This window comes from Gracilimonas amylolytica (genome assembly GCF_002911695.1).
Classification (GTDB): domain Bacteria; phylum Bacteroidota; class Rhodothermia; order Balneolales; family Balneolaceae; genus Gracilimonas; species Gracilimonas amylolytica.
In genome coordinates, this window is sequence record NZ_PQBS01000007.1 from 82,708 (window position 1) to 99,824 (window position 17,117).

General features: G+C 42.3%; 17 protein-coding genes. 14 read left to right on the top strand and 3 right to left on the bottom strand.

What is annotated here, in order from left to right:
- Positions 1 to 32: 32 nt before the first annotated feature.
- Together C3B73_RS01375 and C3B73_RS01380 are read right to left on the bottom strand one after the other, a co-directional pair.
- Positions 33 to 1,634 carry a FlgD immunoglobulin-like domain containing protein gene (locus C3B73_RS01375; RefSeq protein ID WP_103663841.1) on the bottom strand — a complete coding sequence of 534 codons (1,602 nt, stop codon included), beginning with the start codon at positions 1,632 to 1,634 and terminating at the stop codon, positions 33 to 35.
- The gene (locus C3B73_RS01380; RefSeq protein ID WP_232802909.1) at positions 1,631 to 2,197 is read right to left on the bottom strand and encodes a hypothetical protein; all 567 of its coding nucleotides are present in this window, start codon (positions 2,195 to 2,197) and stop codon (positions 1,631 to 1,633) included. Before C3B73_RS01380 ends, C3B73_RS01375 begins: the two co-directional genes overlap by 4 nt.
- Before the next feature lie 586 nt (positions 2,198 to 2,783).
- Here C3B73_RS01380 and trpE point away from each other — a divergent pair.
- From trpE to C3B73_RS01430, 10 genes are all read left to right on the top strand, one after another.
- Positions 2,784 to 4,244, top strand: coding sequence for an anthranilate synthase component I (gene trpE / locus C3B73_RS01385; protein ID WP_103663843.1), 1,461 nt, complete (start codon positions 2,784 to 2,786; stop codon positions 4,242 to 4,244).
- Positions 4,245 to 4,445: 201 nt separating this feature from the next.
- Positions 4,446 to 5,432, top strand: a complete 987-nt coding sequence (gene trpS, locus C3B73_RS01390; protein WP_103663844.1) for a tryptophan--tRNA ligase — start codon at positions 4,446 to 4,448, stop codon at positions 5,430 to 5,432.
- A gap of 98 nt (positions 5,433 to 5,530) precedes the next feature.
- Positions 5,531 to 6,094, top strand: coding sequence for an anthranilate synthase component II (locus C3B73_RS01395; protein ID WP_103663845.1), 564 nt, complete (start codon positions 5,531 to 5,533; stop codon positions 6,092 to 6,094).
- Positions 6,094 to 7,134 (top strand): anthranilate phosphoribosyltransferase, encoded by a 1,041-nt coding sequence (trpD, locus tag C3B73_RS01400; protein WP_103663846.1) that lies wholly within the window; start codon positions 6,094 to 6,096, stop codon positions 7,132 to 7,134. The genes C3B73_RS01395 and trpD overlap by 1 nt, the downstream gene beginning before the upstream one ends.
- A 64-nt stretch (positions 7,135 to 7,198) precedes the next feature.
- Positions 7,199 to 8,017, top strand: a complete 819-nt coding sequence (trpC, locus tag C3B73_RS01405; protein WP_103663847.1) for an indole-3-glycerol phosphate synthase TrpC — start codon at positions 7,199 to 7,201, stop codon at positions 8,015 to 8,017.
- A gap of 117 nt (positions 8,018 to 8,134) precedes the next feature.
- Complete coding sequence (locus C3B73_RS01410) at positions 8,135 to 8,791, top strand: phosphoribosylanthranilate isomerase (RefSeq protein ID WP_103663848.1); 657 nt, start codon at positions 8,135 to 8,137, stop codon at positions 8,789 to 8,791.
- Positions 8,792 to 8,890: 99 nt separating this feature from the next.
- Positions 8,891 to 10,111 carry a tryptophan synthase subunit beta gene (gene trpB / locus C3B73_RS01415; RefSeq protein ID WP_103663849.1) on the top strand — a complete coding sequence of 407 codons (1,221 nt, stop codon included), beginning with the start codon at positions 8,891 to 8,893 and terminating at the stop codon, positions 10,109 to 10,111.
- 112 nt (positions 10,112 to 10,223) lie between these two features.
- Positions 10,224 to 11,021, top strand: a complete 798-nt coding sequence (gene trpA / locus C3B73_RS01420) for a tryptophan synthase subunit alpha (protein ID WP_103663850.1) — start codon at positions 10,224 to 10,226, stop codon at positions 11,019 to 11,021.
- 9 nt (positions 11,022 to 11,030) lie between these two features.
- Positions 11,031 to 12,134, top strand: a complete 1,104-nt coding sequence (locus C3B73_RS01425) for a DUF4837 family protein (RefSeq protein ID WP_103663851.1) — start codon at positions 11,031 to 11,033, stop codon at positions 12,132 to 12,134.
- Positions 12,135 to 12,167: 33 nt separating this feature from the next.
- Entirely contained in the window at positions 12,168 to 12,956 is a 789-nt protein-coding gene (locus C3B73_RS01430; RefSeq protein WP_232802910.1) for a methyltransferase domain-containing protein, read from the top strand.
- A gap of 2 nt (positions 12,957 to 12,958) precedes the next feature.
- Here the strand turns inward: C3B73_RS01430 and tadA are convergent, their stop codons facing one another.
- Positions 12,959 to 13,435, bottom strand: coding sequence for a tRNA adenosine(34) deaminase TadA (tadA, locus tag C3B73_RS01435; RefSeq protein ID WP_232802912.1), 477 nt, complete (start codon positions 13,433 to 13,435; stop codon positions 12,959 to 12,961).
- Positions 13,436 to 13,493: 58 nt separating this feature from the next.
- Here tadA and C3B73_RS01440 point away from each other — a divergent pair, with 58 nt between their 5' ends.
- The 4 genes from C3B73_RS01440 to C3B73_RS01455 all read left to right on the top strand — a co-directional run bounded on the left by C3B73_RS01440 (position 13,494) and on the right by C3B73_RS01455 (position 17,113).
- On the top strand, positions 13,494 to 14,036 hold the full coding sequence (locus C3B73_RS01440) for an adenine phosphoribosyltransferase (RefSeq protein WP_103663852.1): 543 nt from the start codon (positions 13,494 to 13,496) through the stop codon (positions 14,034 to 14,036).
- Positions 14,037 to 14,102: 66 nt separating this feature from the next.
- Positions 14,103 to 14,588 (top strand): hypothetical protein, encoded by a 486-nt coding sequence (locus C3B73_RS01445; protein WP_103663853.1) that lies wholly within the window; start codon positions 14,103 to 14,105, stop codon positions 14,586 to 14,588.
- Positions 14,585 to 15,814, top strand: a complete 1,230-nt coding sequence (locus C3B73_RS01450) for a hypothetical protein (RefSeq protein WP_103663854.1) — start codon at positions 14,585 to 14,587, stop codon at positions 15,812 to 15,814. The genes C3B73_RS01445 and C3B73_RS01450 overlap by 4 nt, the downstream gene beginning before the upstream one ends.
- A gap of 186 nt (positions 15,815 to 16,000) precedes the next feature.
- Positions 16,001 to 17,113: a tRNA-queuosine alpha-mannosyltransferase domain-containing protein gene (locus C3B73_RS01455; protein ID WP_103663855.1), complete on the top strand. Its 1,113-nt coding sequence runs from the start codon at positions 16,001 to 16,003 to the stop codon at positions 17,111 to 17,113.
- Positions 17,114 to 17,117: the final 4 nt, after the last annotated feature.

The following is a 17,117-nucleotide window of genomic DNA, read 5'->3' on the forward strand; positions in this document are numbered from 1 at the left end:
ATAAACTAAATGATATGTTTTATGTGTGAGAGTCATCCTGTTAGGAGAATTTTACCTGATATTTGTCTGTTTCCCGATTCTATCACATAAATATACGGGCCGGTTGGAACCGATCTGCCCTGAGTGTCTTTACCGTCCCAGATGGCTTCATAGGTTCCTGAACTCATTTGAGTACCCTTAATTTCTTTCACCAGATTCATGGATCGGTCAAAGATCCGGATCTTGGTATTCTGTGTTTCAGTAATTTCAAATTTTATTCTCACCACTTCATGAATTCTTGGTGAAAATGGATTGGGGTAGGCGTAAGATGTAACAGATTTTGCATCAGGTTGATAGATATTTCCACCTTGTAATGGGAAATTTACCCGGGTGATCTCCCAATTCTGACCTAGATCATTGGTCGAGGCTAAACCATCTTCGGTACCTATCCAAACGCGATCAGTGGTTGAAGCTACGGAATAGAACTGTGCACTGCTTTTTATGAAAGCATTTGGGCTCATTATTTGTGGTGAACGGATCCATGTATCGCCACCATTATTTGAAATAAAAAGTCCGTTATCGCCGGCAGCAAACACATAGCCATCTTTTAATCCGATATCGTTGATCCGTTCCCCGATCAGTGTTTGCCGGAATGTATCACCGCCATCATCAGTGTAAACCAATCCTTGGGTTTCCTGCGAATCTGCTACCCAATTGGTCAACCAGATCCTCCCGGTCGAGGTATCTTCTCGAATTCTGATCACCCAGTTTCCCAGCAAACCATCCGAACCGTTATTGAATCGGATGTGTCGCCATCTGATGCTGTCAGTTGGGGCTGTAAGCGCATTATCTGATATGTTCACGCCTCCGGCACTTCCAAACCAAACACGGTCCTGGGAATCGATCAGCAGTCCAAATCCAAGAAGATTATTATCAAAGCGTGGGTCATAACGGTTCACGTCCTGCCCATAAACCGTGGAATTCCACTGGTAGATATTATCCGGCACCAGTTCTTCAGAATTGAAGGGTGGTAGAATGATCCTTTCCCAGCTTTCTCCAAGATCGCTGCTTCTGAGTAATCCTGAAGCCCAGGTAGCCGCTAAGATCACATCTCCCTGATGATCGATAGAGTATGGAGGTGATTGTTCCCTGACGGTATTTCTGATCCTGTTATACGTTTCGCCACCATAATTAAATGCAATATCACAATCAGGGTCATATGAATCTGAATCTGTATCACAATCACCGGAAGGTTCAGGGTCTGTAGGAAAGGAATTAAAGTCCCAGGTTGAACCTCCATCAATACTAATATAAAACCCATAACCGGAAGGGATTGATCCATTTATGGTTTCCGATGAAAAACCCAGACCGGCCACTACGGTGTCCTGCGACAGGGAAAGTGAAAAGACACGGCCAACCCCATTATTTACGCTATCAGCATTGGGAGGGGTGAACCAATCCGGTTCATTTGCAATATTTCGGTTCAGTGCCGGACTGATCCACAGGGTATCTCCGTAAGCAGCCATTGTGCTTACACTGTTTTGGCGGATACTATTAAAAGTATCATTGTTTGAATCCTGAGGACCAAATATCTGGGCTTTGGCCAGTAAGGGTAGCAACACAAGGTATGTTATGAGCGTAAAAGCTTTTTTCATTCTACCAGTGTAAAGGTTGTTTTTACGGTATCACTCACTAGTCCCGACCGATCAATGGCATAATAGAATATGTTGTAGGAATCCGGTTGGTTTTCAGAATTAACGGGAAAAGTGAGAGTGTACAATGAATCATTGGCGGTTTGATCTCCGAAAGATTGTCCGTCATCAAATAATTCAAATGGGGAATTTGCTGCTTCACCATTAGTTTGGCTGATCAACCTTAAAAAGACTCCCTCAATATTATTTTGACCATCCTCATCAGTTACTTTTGCCATAAATCTGATGTTTTCAGTCCCTGATAGTGGAATAGAATATTCGGTTGGATTATCCGCATTGATAATTTCGGGTTGTGAATTTGAAATACCGCTTACACGGGTCACACTTTGAGCATAATTTCCATTTCCTGATTCGTCTGTAACTGTGACCACTACCAGAATATTAGTCGTGGTGGATGTAGATATTGTGTATGGAATCTCCTCAATAAATGTACCGTTACCACCTGTGATGGGGTTTAAGGGAATAGCCCCCTCAATACTTTTGTCCGGTTCTTGGATATCTGTCACTGAGAATGTGATGTGGGTTGTTTCGGTAATTTCTCCGATTTGTGCGGAAAGTTCGAGGGATAATGTTGTGTCAAACACTTGATCCGTTTGTCCTCTAAAATCTACCACACCTGGTGTGACGTTTAACTGTTTTATATAGGATGTAGCATCCGGAACTTTATCCTCAATTCCTGTTTCACAACCCGCAAAAAGGACTAAACAGAGACAAAGACCGCCTATGAACGTAAGTAAGTGATTCATTTAATGTGTAAGTGAGATTCACATCAATGTTAAGCATTGAAAAAACCTAAGTCCACTTAATCATTTATTGCGACAAAACCGGATTTCATATTGCATGTACTTGCTCAGCCCGTTATATTCGTCGCGTTATGAAAATCGAATTAACTCAAATGCACAATTGGTGGTGGCCTGTTATAGAAAATAACAGTGGGATTGCTATGTGATTGAGCATTTGAAAAAGAAATTAAAGAAAAACCCACTGTTCTCTGAATGGTGGGTTTTTTTGTTTGTGGAGATTGGTTAATGGTTAATTGCAGAATGATTATTCGTGATTACAATTAACTAATAACCTTTAACGAATTAGTAAATGAACAAAGAACAATTTTTAGAACTTAGTGAAGAATACACGGCCATACCGGTGTACCGGAGGTTATTGGCGGATGTTCTTACGCCCGTGTCTCTATTTATGAACATTCGTGAAGGAGCCAGTCATCCGTTTTTACTTGAATCGGTAGAAGGAGGTGAGCAACTTGCCCGTTATTCCTTCATTGGTCGAAATCCCTATCAGGATCTCCATTTTGATGGTGAGGAAACAAGGCTTTCCCGACATGGTGAAACTGAAATCGTAAAATCACCTTACTTCGAAAAACTAAAAGAACTTACCACGGCCTATACTGAACCTACGCTTCCGGAACTTCCCCGATTAAAGGGAGGAGCCGTTGGGTTTTCAGCATATGATACATTTCGCCAGGTAGAACACCTGCCTAACATACCCAAAGATGACCTGAACCTCCCTGAGGCTATTTGGGCATTTTATGATGAGATCTTTGCTTTCGATCATGTTAAGCATCAGGTGGTTTTGATAAAGACCGTTTTTGTAGAGGAAGAAGATGATCTCATTGAAGCGTACCAGAAAGCACAGAAAAGTTTAGATACAATGGAATCGGCTGCCTTAGATTCTAATTATCAGAACCGACCGTTTAGCATTGATACGGAATCCCTGAGCAGCAACATGAATCAGGATTATTTTGAGAAGATCGTCCAAAAAGGAAAAGATTATATTTATGAGGGCGATATTTTTCAGGTGGTGCTATCGCAGCGATTTGAGGCGGATATGAGCGGTGATCCTTTTATGTTATACCGGGCACTGCGTATGGTCAATCCCTCTCCATACCTGTTCTATCTGGATTTTGAGGATTTTCAGTTGGTAGGTTCTTCTCCTGAAGTGTTAGTACGTGTTCAGGAAGGGGAAACGCGAGTGCTGCCGATTGCCGGAACCCGTCCCCGGGGTAGCACACATGAGGAAGATCTGGCTTTGGAAGAGGACCTCAAGAATGATCCCAAAGAGGTAGCTGAACACATCATGCTGGTGGATCTTGGACGAAATGATCTTTCTCGAGTTTGTAAACCCGGTTCCGTAAAGATGGAACGAAATCAGGTGATCGAGCGATATTCTCATGTGATGCATATTGTGAGTGATGTGGTTGGTGAATTACAGGATGATCAAACCTCTGTGGATGCGCTGATGCAGTGTTTCCCGGCCGGTACAGTAAGTGGTGCTCCAAAAATTCGCGCTATGGAGATCATTGATGAGCTTGAACCAAGTAAACGAGGTGTTTATGCCGGAGCCGTTGGCTATTTTGATTTTTCCGGGAATATGGATACTTGTATTGCCATCCGCACGATGGTAGTCACCGATAACAAAGCCTATATTCAGGCGGGAGCGGGAATCGTGGCTGATAGTGATCCATCCAAAGAATTTGAAGAAACACAAAACAAGGCAGGTGCACTCATTCAGGCACTTAGCGTAGCTTTGGATATACAATGATTGGAATCCACGGAGCACATAGAGTTTCACGGAGTTTTGAAGAAGAACATGTTGCAGAACTTGCGAGCGTCCAACGGTCCTTGCAGCGTTCGGATTTCGATTTAAAAAGCTTTTATCCGCAAAGCTCGCAGGTCTTAGCAGGCGCTGCGAGTTTGCTCATTTTGAAATTGAATTAATTTTAAGAACTGATAAAACTGATCAATGAAAAAACCAAAAACGATACTTTCAGGTATTCAACCCTCCGGTAAATTGCATATCGGGAATTACTTTGGTGCCATTCGCCAGCATATTGCCATGCAGGAGGAAGGAGAGGCTTTTTATTTCATCGCTAATTATCATTCCCTTACCTCACTGAATGACGGTGAGCAGCTTCGTCAAAATACTATTGATGTCACACTCGACTATTTGGCCCTTGGATTAGATCCCCAAAAAGCCACATTTTTTGCCCAATCGGATGTCCCTCAGGTAACTGAGCTGGCCTGGATCCTTGGTACCCTTACTCCGGTATCAATGATGGAAAAGGGAGTTTCCTACAAAGACAAGATCGCTGCAGGACTTAATCCGAATATCGGCCTATTTACCTATCCGATCTTACAGGCAGCAGATATCCTTATTTACCATTCTGATGTGGTACCTGTAGGGGAAGATCAAAAGCAAAATATTGAGATCACCCGTGATCTGGCCGGTAAATTCAATTATACCTACGATGGCGAATATCTCAAGATCCCGGAAGAGCACATTGTCAAATCAGTGGCTGTGGTCCCCGGAATTGATGGACGAAAAATGAGTAAGAGCTACGACAATACCATTAATATATTTGCCGAAGGAAAGGCCCTCAAAAAACGCGTAATGTCCATTCAAACGGATTCAACCGCACTTGAAGACCCAAAAGATCCTGAATCAGACAATGTGTTTGCCCTCATCAAACTGTTTGCGGATAAGGAAACACAGGATCAGATCGCTGAGAAGTATCGGGCCGGTGGATATGGTTACGGCCATGCCAAAAAGGAACTTTTAGGTATGATAGAGGATTATTTTGGTGAGGCCCGTGAGCGCCGTAAGGAACTCGAGACGGATCTTGATTATGTGCATGATGTACTTCGCGAAGGCAGTAAGAAAGCCCGTAAAAGAGCCGAGGAAGTCATGGAACCCATCCGTGATGTAACCGGGATTGTGAGGCATTTTTAGTTTGGTTAAAAGTTATTGGTTAATCGTTTACCGTAACGATTTTCTAATACTCCAATACAGAAGAACATTATACCAATAACCCTTATTCTATTAACAATTTGATCCTTATAATTGACAACTACGATTCATTCACCTACAATCTCGTGCATTTGGTGGCAGCTGAAACGGATAATTATAAGGTGATCCGCAACGATGCAATGACGCTTGATGAGGTGCGTGAATTGAATCCTGATAAGATCCTAATTTCACCCGGTCCCGGCAGGCCACATGATGCCGGAATCACTGAAGAAATTATCAGGGAACTTGGAAAAAGGACACCCATTCTGGGTGTATGTTTAGGTCATCAGGCAATTGGTGAAGTGTTCGGTGCAAAAGTGGTTCATGCGCCTAAACTCATGCATGGCAAAGTTTCACAAGTATCACATGACAATGAATTTATATTTAAAGACGTTAACGAAAACTTTACAGCCACCCGATATCATTCCCTGGTATTAGACCCGGATTCCATTCCTGATGTTCTGCATATAACGGCCCATTCTGATGACGGTGTGATACAGGGCGTTCGCCACAAGGAATTTCCGATTCAGGGCATTCAATTTCATCCCGAAAGTATTTTAACAACCGAAGGACCAAAAATTATTTCAAACTGGATCAACCAATAATGGATTTTAAAAGTATTCTCAATAAACTCTCATTTTCTGAAGATCTTTCCCGTGATGAAGCCGAGCTGGCGATGAATCTGATAATGTCAGGAGAGATATCTGAACCAAAGATCGCATCATTTTTAACCGCGATGCGACTTAAAGGTGAAACAGTGGAAGAATTGACGGCCTTTGTGAAGGTTATGCGCAATAAAGCCGTTAAAGTGGATGTGGATGTTACAGGAGCTATCGATCTGGTTGGAACCGGTGGTGATCAGTCAGGAACCTTCAATATATCTACTGCGGCCTCATTTATAACAGCTGCTGCAGGTGTGCCGGTTATAAAACACGGAAATCGAAGTGCATCCAGTCAATGTGGAAGTGCGGATGTATTGGAGCACTTAGGTGCATCTATAGAGTTAGGCAAGCAGCAGGTGGAGCAGGTATTTGATGAAGTGGGTATGGCTTTCATGTTCGCACCGATGTTCCATCCGGCCATGAAATATGTAATGCCTGCCAGACGTGAGATAGGTTTCAGAACTTTCTTCAACATACTGGGGCCGATGGTTAATCCGGCCGGAGTTCAGCGTTACGTGATCGGAGCCTTCAACAAAGACGTGGCTGAAAAAATGGTACACATATTAGCCAATCTGGAAACTGATTTTGCCTATACATTCAATGCCCATGACGGTCTTGATGAAGTGAGTTTAACTTCTCAGTCAGAGATCTTTGAGCTTAAGGACAAAGTCGTCTCAACATCTATTATCTTTGATCCTCAGTCCATTGGGTTTCAGAAGGTAGATATGAAGGATATAATGGGGGGCGGAAAAGAAGAAAATGCTGAGATCCTGATCAATATCATGGCTAACAAAGCCGATGAGGCTAAACAAAACATTGCATTATTAAATGCTGCTTTTGCCATACAGGCTTCCGGTAAAGTTGACACGTTGGAAGAAGGTAAAAATGTGGCTGAAGAATCACTGAGATCCGGAAAGGCCCGGAAGTTATTTAACGACTTTGTGGACGCTACCAACGATGCTATGGGCACCTTTAAATTTTGAAGAATGAAAACCTTTACTAACACAAGCGTCCTCTTGAATCATTTTTAGGTATTTGTAAGTATTGATGAAAAACATCTTAGAAAAAATAACAGCAAAAACAGCGGAAGACCTCGCGAAACGCAAGCGAAAGGTTTCCTTGGCTGATCTCAATTCTTTTGAAGGTTATGAGAAGAAAAGGATCTCCTTTAAAGAGGCTTTGGCCGGAAATTTAGGGGTTTCGATCATCTCAGAAGTCAAAAAAGCTTCGCCTTCGAAGGGGATTATTCGTCCCGATTTTGATCCGGTGGATATTGCCTTGAGATACGAGGAGGGAGGAGCGTCAGCTATCTCCGTGTTAACCGATGAACCATTTTTTAAGGGAGCTCTGGAGTATCTGGAAGCTATCTCAAAACGGGTTCAACTGCCTCTGTTAAGGAAGGATTTCATTATCGATCCCTATCAGATCAAAGAAGCCCGGGCCTATGGGGCCGATGCAGTGTTGATCATTGTTGCGATCACAGAGGGCAATCAACTCACAGAATTACAACATGCGGCCAAAGAATTTGGATTGGACTCCCTTGTTGAGTGCTACGATCAGGAAGATTTTGACCGACTCGACTTTGGCTTAACTGATATTCTGGGCGTCAATAATCGCGATCTGAAGAACTTTGAAATGGATGTCCACCGAGGTATCTCTATTTTGCAGCAAGCGCCTGAAGAAACCATTTTAGTTTCAGAAAGCGGATTATCGACCGGAAAAGACTTGGCTCTTTTGAAATTAGAAGGCATTCATTCCGCATTGATCGGAGAGCATTTTATGCGGCAGGAAGATCCGGGTCAGGCTGTAAAAGACTTGCTGGAACAAACTGAAGAAGAATTTGAACGTTTATTAGAGAAGGAGTAGAACACGGATGACGCTGATGTAGCGGATAGTCACGGAATATTTTTATAAGTATTTTAAATCAGCGATTATTCGCGAAATCCGCCTCATCCGCGTTCCATTCAGATGTAATATAAATTTATGACTGAGAATACACAAAGAACAAAGATCAAAATTTGTGGCATTACGAACCTCGAGGATGCACGTTTTGCAGCCGGAGCATTGGTGGATTACCTGGGCTTTATCTTCTATGAAAAATCACCACGCTATATAGAACCGGGTGAAGCAGGTGCCATTATCAACTGGCTGGAAGGTCCTGAGAAAGTGGGTGTTTTCGTCAATCAACCACTGGATGATGTGAATCAGATCGCCAGGCAAACGGGACTGGATTATGTTCAGCTCCATGGCGATGAATCCGTTGAATATTGTGAATTGGTGGAGAAACCTATCATAAAAGTCATACACATTGAAGAAGAAACGGTAGAATATTTATTAAAGCATCAGATCGAGCAGTATGCCGAAGTCGCCGATTTCCTGCTGTTCGACACTAAAATAGATGAAATTTGGGGCGGAACCGGGAAAAGTTTTGATTGGGCGATTATACAGGAACTTGATATAACTGTCCCTTATTTCTTATCAGGTGGATTGAATGCGGAAAATATCAAAGATGCCATCGAAACAGTTCAACCCTATGCCATAGATGTTTCAAGCAGTTTAGAACAAAAACCCGGCCTAAAAGACTTTGGTAAGATCGAAGCCTTTATGGATGAAATTAGAGCATTGGAAACAAACGAATAGAACACGAAAAACGCGGATTGAATGGATAGTCACGGACCATTTTTAATCTGTGATCATTCGCATGATCCGTGTCATCCTCGTTCCATGATAAATAATATTATGAGCACACAAACCAAGACTAAAACCTATAATTATCCAGATGATAGAGGCTATTACGGCCAGTTTGGTGGTAAATTCGTCCCTGAAATTTTGATTCCTGCCATTCAGGAACTGGAAGCTGAATTCAATAAAGCCAAGAATGATCCGGTTTTCAATGAAGAATTAGCCGGCTTATTGGATGAGTATGTAGGCCGACCAACTAAACTCACTTATGCCAATCGACTCACAGAACACTATGGAAAAGCGAAGATCTATCTAAAACGGGAAGATCTGTGTCACACCGGAGCGCATAAGATCAATAATGCGATCGGACAGGTTTTGCTGGCACGACGGATGGGCAAGAAGCGAATCATTGCCGAAACCGGAGCTGGTCAGCATGGTGTTGCTACGGCTACGGCCTGTGCTAAATTTGGCCTTGATTGTATTGTGTACATGGGCGAAGAAGATATGGTTCGTCAGAAGCTTAATGTTGATCGCATGCGTTTGATGGGGGCAGAGGTTAGAAGTGTAACCAGCGGTTCTCGTACACTGAAAGATGCTACCAACGAAGCTATTCGCGATTGGGTAACCAATGTAGATACCACATTTTATATCATAGGGTCTGTGGTTGGACCGCATCCATATCCCATGATGGTGCGGCATTTTCATGAAGTGATCGGGAATGAGGCTAAACAACAGATTCACAAAGTAGAAAGTCGCAATCCTGATTATTTGCTGGCCTGTGTTGGAGGAGGCTCCAATGCCATAGGTTTCTTCTATCCATTTATAGATGATGAGTCGGTGGATATCATCGGAATTGAAGCGGCCGGATTTGGTGTAGATTCCGGCAAAACAGCCGCTACCATGACCAAAGGAACACCCGGAATTTTACATGGATCGCTAAGTTATTTACTGCAAAGCGATGAGGGGCAGATCGAACTGGCTCATTCTATCAGTGCCGGACTTGATTACCCGGGAGTGGGACCGGAACACGCCCATTTAAAAGATCTGGGCAGAGTGAAATATCATGCTGTTACAGATGAAGAGGCAATGAATGCAGTGAAGCTACTTTCCGAAACAGAAGGCATCATTCCTGCTTTGGAAACCGCCCATGCCTTTGCGTGGTTGGAAAAGCTTATGCCCGAAACTTCAGAAGACGAGATCGTGATGATCAATCTTTCAGGAAGAGGAGATAAGGATATGGGCACGATCTCAGAATACATTCGCGAAGAAAACAATTGAATGAGAATCCGGATGACGCAGAATACACGGATGATCACTGATTAAATTAAATCCGTGAAAATTCGCAAGATCTGTGTCTTCCGCGTTCCATAACGATATTTAATTAAGTTACATGAACCGAATTCAACACGTATTTGACAACAAAAAACCCGATGAAAAGCTAATGAGCTTATTCATCACGGCCGGATATCCTGATCTGGAATCGACGGTAGATCTCATCCTGGGATTTGAAAAAAATGGCGCAGACATCATTGAATTAGGCATGCCATTCAGCGATCCCTTGGCTGATGGTCCGACTATTCAATATTCCAGTGATGTAGCCATCAAGAATGGGATCACTATGAATAAGATCTTTGAGATGGTGGAGAAGGTTCGTGAAAGCTCCGAGATCCCGATCATTCTGATGGGGTATATGAATCCGGTATTGCGGTATGGGGTGAATAGATTCACCCGAAAAGCAGCTGAAGTTGGAGTAGACGGGCTCATAATTCCGGATATTCCTATAGAAGAAGATGGCATTATTAAGAAACAAGCTGAAGAGAACGGTCTGGATATCATTCATTTAGTGGCACCAAACACCTCCGATGAGCGCATGAAACTGGCTGATGAAAACTCTCAGGGATTTGTATATTGCGTATCCGTGACCGGAGTTACCGGAGCGCGAGATGGTGACGAAGTTTCGAAGTCTGTGGACCGTTTTATTGAACGGGTTCGTGCCAATATCACATTGAATCCGGTTATGGTTGGATTTGGGATCCGAAGTCATCAGGATGCACAAAACATCGCATTAAATGCCGATGGATTTATTGTTGGAAGTGCCTTAATTGATACCATCAAACAACATTACCCGAAAGAGAACTGGCAATCAGAGCTTATGTCTTTCGTTCATTCACTGAAATTTGGAAAATAATCTTTAGACATGAATCGATTTTTATTGACTAGTATAATGGTAATTTTGGGGATCACGATTGTTTCCTGTGATGCTGACTACCGTCCATTGGCAGAAGGAAATACCCGTGAAGTGGTTGTAGTGATGGATTCCACAAAATGGGAAAGTGAAACTGCAGAGGCCATCCGGGATGTATTTGGCCAATGGGTGTTGACCGTTCCAAATGGAGAGCCGTATTATGATCTACAATTCACTCAGATCATTTCTCAGGATCAGTTAGATCGTCTGAAAAAGCAAAAGAACCTGATTTTTGCAGCACCTATTGAAGAGGATACTAATGTTGGGCGACAAGTTCGTGGCCTACTTGATGACAATATTGAGCAGCGTGTACGTGAAGGGGAAAGCTTTGCGTTTCCGGTTGAAGATCAGTGGTACAGAGATCAGTATGTGTTGATCCTGACCTCAACTTCAGATTCAGCTCTTGCGCAAAAGGTCCGAAATACAGAAAATTCACTTCTATCTAATATGCTGGATAAGGAACTCCGCCGCTGGGAGTATTTTGTGTATGAGAAAAAAGAGGTTACTGAATATTCTGACTCACTATGGCAAAATCGTGGCTTTAAAGTCCGATTCCAGCATGATTACATTAAAAACATAGATACCCTGAATTTTATCAGTTATCGCCGGCCATTACCTCAAAATGACCGCTGGATGTGGATCTGGTATAAGGATGATGTAAATGATATTTCATTTCTTGATGAGGGCTGGATCCTTTCAACTCGTGACTCTCTGCAACAGATCTACATTAAGGGAGCCAGGGATTCTATGTATGTGCAGACCTTTAACCGTCCGGACCTTAACCGCCCGGTAGAATCAGAATCATTTCAGAAGGGAAGACTGCTGGCGTATGAAACCAGAGGGACCTGGCATATGGTTAACGGCCTGATGGGTGGCCCATTTGTGAATTTCACCTATTATGATCCTGATACCAACCGCTTGTTTATGGTCGATTACAATCAGTTTGCACCCGGTGTACGAAAGAAATTACCGTTCGTACGTCAGTTTAGAGCAATGGGAAGAACCTTTGAGTCCGATTCTTCCTGGACACCGGAAAAAGTTGACCTAACCAGCTAAGCTTAATCAGTAAGAATTAGAGAGATTATCACATTGAGTTACCACGAGGAAATGATCTCTGCGTTTGATACTGCAGCAGATACCTATGGAGAGCACGCAAATATTCAACGAAAAGTTGCCGATGGTTTGATCGCCTCGCTGATTCCCTGGAAAGAAGCCGTTCCAGAAGGCACTATTCTTGAGGTAGGTTGTGGAACCGGCTTTGTCTCGGAACAATTGATCGACCAATTTCCGGAAAGTGAGATCATCATATCGGATATTTCCGAAAAGATGCTCGAAACTTGCCGTAATAATTTGATAGAATCCGGTAAAGATCTTTCAAGGGTAACATTCAAAATCATCAATGCGGATACCTTTAAAGCAGAAAACAAAGATATTGGTTTGGTCATCAGTGGTTTTGCTCCGCATTGGTTTAAAGATCCGTCACTGGCCCTGCAAAATTTATCAGAAGCCTTAACACCCGGTGGGATGCTGCTTTGTTCTTTTCCGGGAAATCATACATTCCCGGCCTGGTATGAAAACTGCCTGGAACTTGGACTTCCTCATACAGCCAATCCCTTGCCCGATGTAGAAGAGGTGGTAGTTAAATTATCCATGGGGCCTTTGCAAATAGATTATTACGAGAATGATCTGTTTCATGAGTTTGAGAGTTCGCTAGAGTTTTTCCGTCATCTTAAGAAAACAGGGGAGTCCTATTCAGTGTTGGGTAAATCCCTTAACTATAAACAATTTAAGCTGCTTTTAGAGCATTGGGACAATAAAGGTAACCTGAATATGAAGTGGCATATCGTATACGTAGCAGCTAAAAGAGACTTTGAATAACGCTACTTTCTTTTTTGCTTGAAGAATTCCTTTAAAAGATACTCAGATTCAGATTCCATGATCCCCTGTATAACCTGGATCTGATGGTTAAGCTTTTCATTGGAAGCAATATTAAACACGCTCCCGCAACCTCCTGATCTGGCATCTTGTGCTCCAAAAACCAGGGTACCAAGTTTACTCCACACAGCTGCTCCGGCACACATCGGGCAAGGTTCGAGTGTAACATACAGGGTACATTCACTCAAGTATTTTTCTGAAATCGTTTCACAAGCTGCTGAAATAGCTAACATTTCAGCATGAGCGGTCGGATCACTGAGCATTTCAACCTGGTTGTAGCCCTTACCAATGATCTGATCGTTATAAACCACTACGGCTCCAACCGGAATTTCATCGTTTTCGTAGGCCTGTTCTGCAAGCATAAAAGCCCGCGCCATATATCTGTGGTGTTTTTCCATCAAAGGGAGATCAGAATAACTCATTAAATTTGTCTGTCAGTATTTCTTTTAATTACCTTGGCGCGAACTTAATCTAATATTGATGAAAAAAGTAGAAGAAAGTATAAAAGAATATATTTCAGAAACCATTCGTACCATACCTGATTTTCCGGAAAAAGGGGTACAGTTTAAGGATATAACCACACTGCTTCAGGACGAACGAGCCCTTGAATTGACATCTTTTATGCTCTTACAACCATACAGGCACATGGATGTAGATTTTGTAGTAGGCCTTGAATCAAGGGGCTTTTTGTTTGGCACCAACCTGGCTCAGGATCTTAATGCCGGATTTGTTCCAGTTCGTAAACCTGGAAAATTACCCTCTCACAGTATTTCAGAAACCTATGCGCTGGAGTATGGGGAAGATAAAGTTGAGATCCATGAAGACGCAATATTTGAGGGGGCTAAAGTACTGATACATGATGATCTTATTGCAACCGGAGGAAGTGCTGCCGCCGCTACCAATTTGATACATCGATTAGGGGGAGAGGTAGTTGGTTATTCTTTTATCATTGAACTTGGATTCCTAAAGGGGAGGAAAAATCTGAAAAAAGATGTACCGGTCGAAAGTATAATTATCGAATAACGGAACATATCTCATTTTGCATACTACAAGTTACTGAACAGAAAATTTCAGTAACAGTTTTACAAAATGAGAATCAACAGAATAACTCACGCTTTACTGGGCTTGCTGATAATTGCGATGGCATCTGCCTGCAATTCTTTTGTAGTGGAGAATGTCGACTACTCACAGCAATTAGAATCAGTATTGGTCCCTGATGAAAATGGAAACGTTACCGACGTCAGGCATGGCATTTCTTTTAACGTTAATTCATTCAAACAACAAGAGTTTGGTGAATCAGACTCAACCAAACAGATCCGGGAAATTCGCCTGATACGTAATGCGGATGGATTTTACTTCATCACAGCAAATCAATTCACAAACGTGTATGTGATGGAACCGGGTAAAGGATCTTTAAAAATGAAGAAAAAGATCAAGGTGTCGGAATCACCACTGAATGAACCGGCATTTAACCTGAGGTCTTCCGGAGTGCAACTCGTTATGACCGATTCGAACGAGGTGTTAGAATTGAATGAAAATGGAATTGAAGAGACTGAAGAGGAGGAACAATCATGAAAAAAGCATTAAAAATAACCGGCACCATTTTACTCATTATCTGTACGACCACAGCGATATTTGCTCAGTCGTCTGATTACGAGATCACGAAGGAATTTGAAACTTCTTACGGCGAATTAAAAGCTTCCATTGACAACGCAACATCAGTGGAAGAAGCAGACAGCCTTAATAATGAGGTCATTAAACTCAGAGAATCATTTGCTGAGCATAAGTCACTGCTTGATCATGCACTGTATCCTAATACGTTTGATGATTCAATGCAAGACTTGCTTGCTGAAGCCAATGAAACAGAGGAGATCCTGATGATCATTGATAATCAAGGTGATATGCTGACCTCATTAAACAAACAATTAGAGGCCTATCAAAAGGAAATTTCGCTTCTGAATAATGAGACGGATTCACTTAAAACCCTCATTGCAAAATCTGAGGAAAGTGAACAGAATTTATCCCGTCTGGTTAAGCAATACAGGCAGCGTGTTGAAGAAAGGGATGAATTCGTACTTAATATGATGGATTCTCTTTTCGTAGCGTACCGAGAACTTGACCTGGATGCCGGCACAAGCAAAGAAATCACATCAAGTGCCATTGCTATACAACAGGGAGATAATCCTCTTGAATTCATTGAGGCAACTATTGAGGAGAATATTCAGGTACTGAAAGCAGGATCATCTGAACTAAGTACGCAAGATCTTCTGAAAATGCATACTATCCAAAAGCGTTTTGCTGAAACCTGGGATAGAGTAGGAAGTGACCTGAGTCAGGTTTATGGTGGTAATGAAGCCAATCAATGGAGAAATAAAATTGATGATCAGCTTAAGGACTGGAAAGCCAGTACTTCCAAGAATACCTGGGATTCAATCAATCAGACCTTGGCGCAAAACAACGTAGACCTTGGTGCTTTTGATAATAATCAGAGTTTTTATTCGGCTATTGAGAATTTCATCAATAACTCCATTGAGAACAGTGAAGACAAGATCATAGCTGAAGCAGACAGAGAGGAATTTAATTCATTCTATGAGTTCTGGAACTCGAAAGTTAAGGAGGAGTGGGGTAATTATGTTCAGGAAGGTGAGATCCTGACTATGAGCCAGATCTCCACTATAGATGCCGAACTCATCAACTGGAGAGATGAGACCGAACCGGTGTCGTTAGTGATTCCAATTCTGCTTGGGTTAAGTTTTATCACAATTGTAGGGTTGATCATTGTACTCGCCAGAAAAGATTAAGTATAAATCCCCATGATACCCCCGAAGCCGGACAGTTAATGTTCGGCTTTTTTTATGTTTATGATTTTTGCAGTGTTTGAATAATCGTCGTTCTTCGTTTTGCGTTCCGATACCCAAATTTTATATGTGCCTATCGTAAATTTTCATATACTTAGCCTCAATTAAAAAGCGATAAGAAATTCCGGTATGAATATCCTTGCAGTGGAGCCATTTTACAGCGGTTCGCATAAAGCATTTCTGAAAGGCCTGGAAAAACATTCAAGCCACAACATTATTCCCATAAAGTTGAACTATAAAGGCTGGAAATGGAAAATGCATGGGGATTCTGTCACACTTACTGAAATGACCAACCAAGTAGAAGATGAAATCGACTTGTTACTCACCAGTAGTATGACCAACCTGCCGGCATTTATGGCACTTACCAATCCCCGGTTTTCACATACGCCGGTGATCATGTATATGCATGAAAATCAGTTTACCCGACCCATTCCGGAAGGAGAAAAACGTGATCTGACATACTGTTATATCAATTATTTAAGCATGTTGGTGGCCGATAAACTTGTATTCTCATCACAGTTTCACCTTGATGATCTATTGGGAGCACTACCGGCTTTCCTCGATAATTTTCCGGATGGGAAACAGTACAATACCATTGATAAGATCCGGGAGAAGAGCGTTGTCATGTATCCGGGCCTTGATCTTAAAAGTTTTGATTCACAGCCGGATACCCGATCCGAAAATGAGAACCCCGTGATCGTCTGGAATCAACGCTGGCAATTCGACCGAAATCCGGCCATGTTTTTCAGGGTTTTGAATCGATTGAATGATATTGATCTGAAATTCGACCTGATACTGGCAGGGGATACAAAACATGAAAAACCGGAGGAGTTTGAAAAAGCATGGCAGAGATACGGTCAACAGATCACTCACTTTGGATATGTGGATGACAAGGAAAATTACAGCAAACTGTTACATTCGGGGGACATTGTCGTTTCAACAGCCAGTTATGAATTTTTCTGTGTAGCCATTATGGAAGCCATTTATTGCGGTTGTCATCCTATGGTGCCAAATACCCTGCATTATCCTGAGCTCATTCCTAAAAGCCTTCATAACCCTTTATTGCATGCGCCCGTACTCTATAATGATGAAGATGAGTTATTTCATCACCTAAAGGATCTGCTTACCAAAAAGACCAAACCTCTACCCAAATCCTCCCTCCAAAACATCAATAAGCATTTGGAATGGTCTAAACGCATCAAACATTTTGATAAGCTCTTTGAGGAAATGTCAAGTAACTGATCTG

Bases quoted from the DNA above. Each gene is read 5' to 3' on its own strand.
- C3B73_RS01375 (WP_103663841.1), bottom strand. From the start codon at position 1,634: ATGAAAAAAGCTTTTACGCTCATAACATACCTTGTGTTGCTACCCTTA.
- trpE (WP_103663843.1), top strand. From the start codon at position 2,784: ATGAACAAAGAACAATTTTTAGAACTTAGTGAAGAATACACGGCCATA.
- trpS (WP_103663844.1), top strand. From the start codon at position 4,446: ATGAAAAAACCAAAAACGATACTTTCAGGTATTCAACCCTCCGGTAAA.
- trpD (WP_103663846.1), top strand. From the start codon at position 6,094: ATGGATTTTAAAAGTATTCTCAATAAACTCTCATTTTCTGAAGATCTT.
- trpC (WP_103663847.1), top strand. From the start codon at position 7,199: ATGAAAAACATCTTAGAAAAAATAACAGCAAAAACAGCGGAAGACCTC.
- C3B73_RS01410 (WP_103663848.1), top strand. From the start codon at position 8,135: ATGACTGAGAATACACAAAGAACAAAGATCAAAATTTGTGGCATTACG.
- trpB (WP_103663849.1), top strand. From the start codon at position 8,891: ATGAGCACACAAACCAAGACTAAAACCTATAATTATCCAGATGATAGA.
- trpA (WP_103663850.1), top strand. From the start codon at position 10,224: ATGAACCGAATTCAACACGTATTTGACAACAAAAAACCCGATGAAAAG.
- C3B73_RS01425 (WP_103663851.1), top strand. From the start codon at position 11,031: ATGAATCGATTTTTATTGACTAGTATAATGGTAATTTTGGGGATCACG.
- tadA (WP_232802912.1), bottom strand. From the start codon at position 13,435: ATGAGTTATTCTGATCTCCCTTTGATGGAAAAACACCACAGATATATG.
- C3B73_RS01440 (WP_103663852.1), top strand. From the start codon at position 13,494: ATGAAAAAAGTAGAAGAAAGTATAAAAGAATATATTTCAGAAACCATT.
- C3B73_RS01445 (WP_103663853.1), top strand. From the start codon at position 14,103: ATGAGAATCAACAGAATAACTCACGCTTTACTGGGCTTGCTGATAATT.
- C3B73_RS01450 (WP_103663854.1), top strand. From the start codon at position 14,585: ATGAAAAAAGCATTAAAAATAACCGGCACCATTTTACTCATTATCTGT.
- C3B73_RS01455 (WP_103663855.1), top strand. From the start codon at position 16,001: ATGAATATCCTTGCAGTGGAGCCATTTTACAGCGGTTCGCATAAAGCA.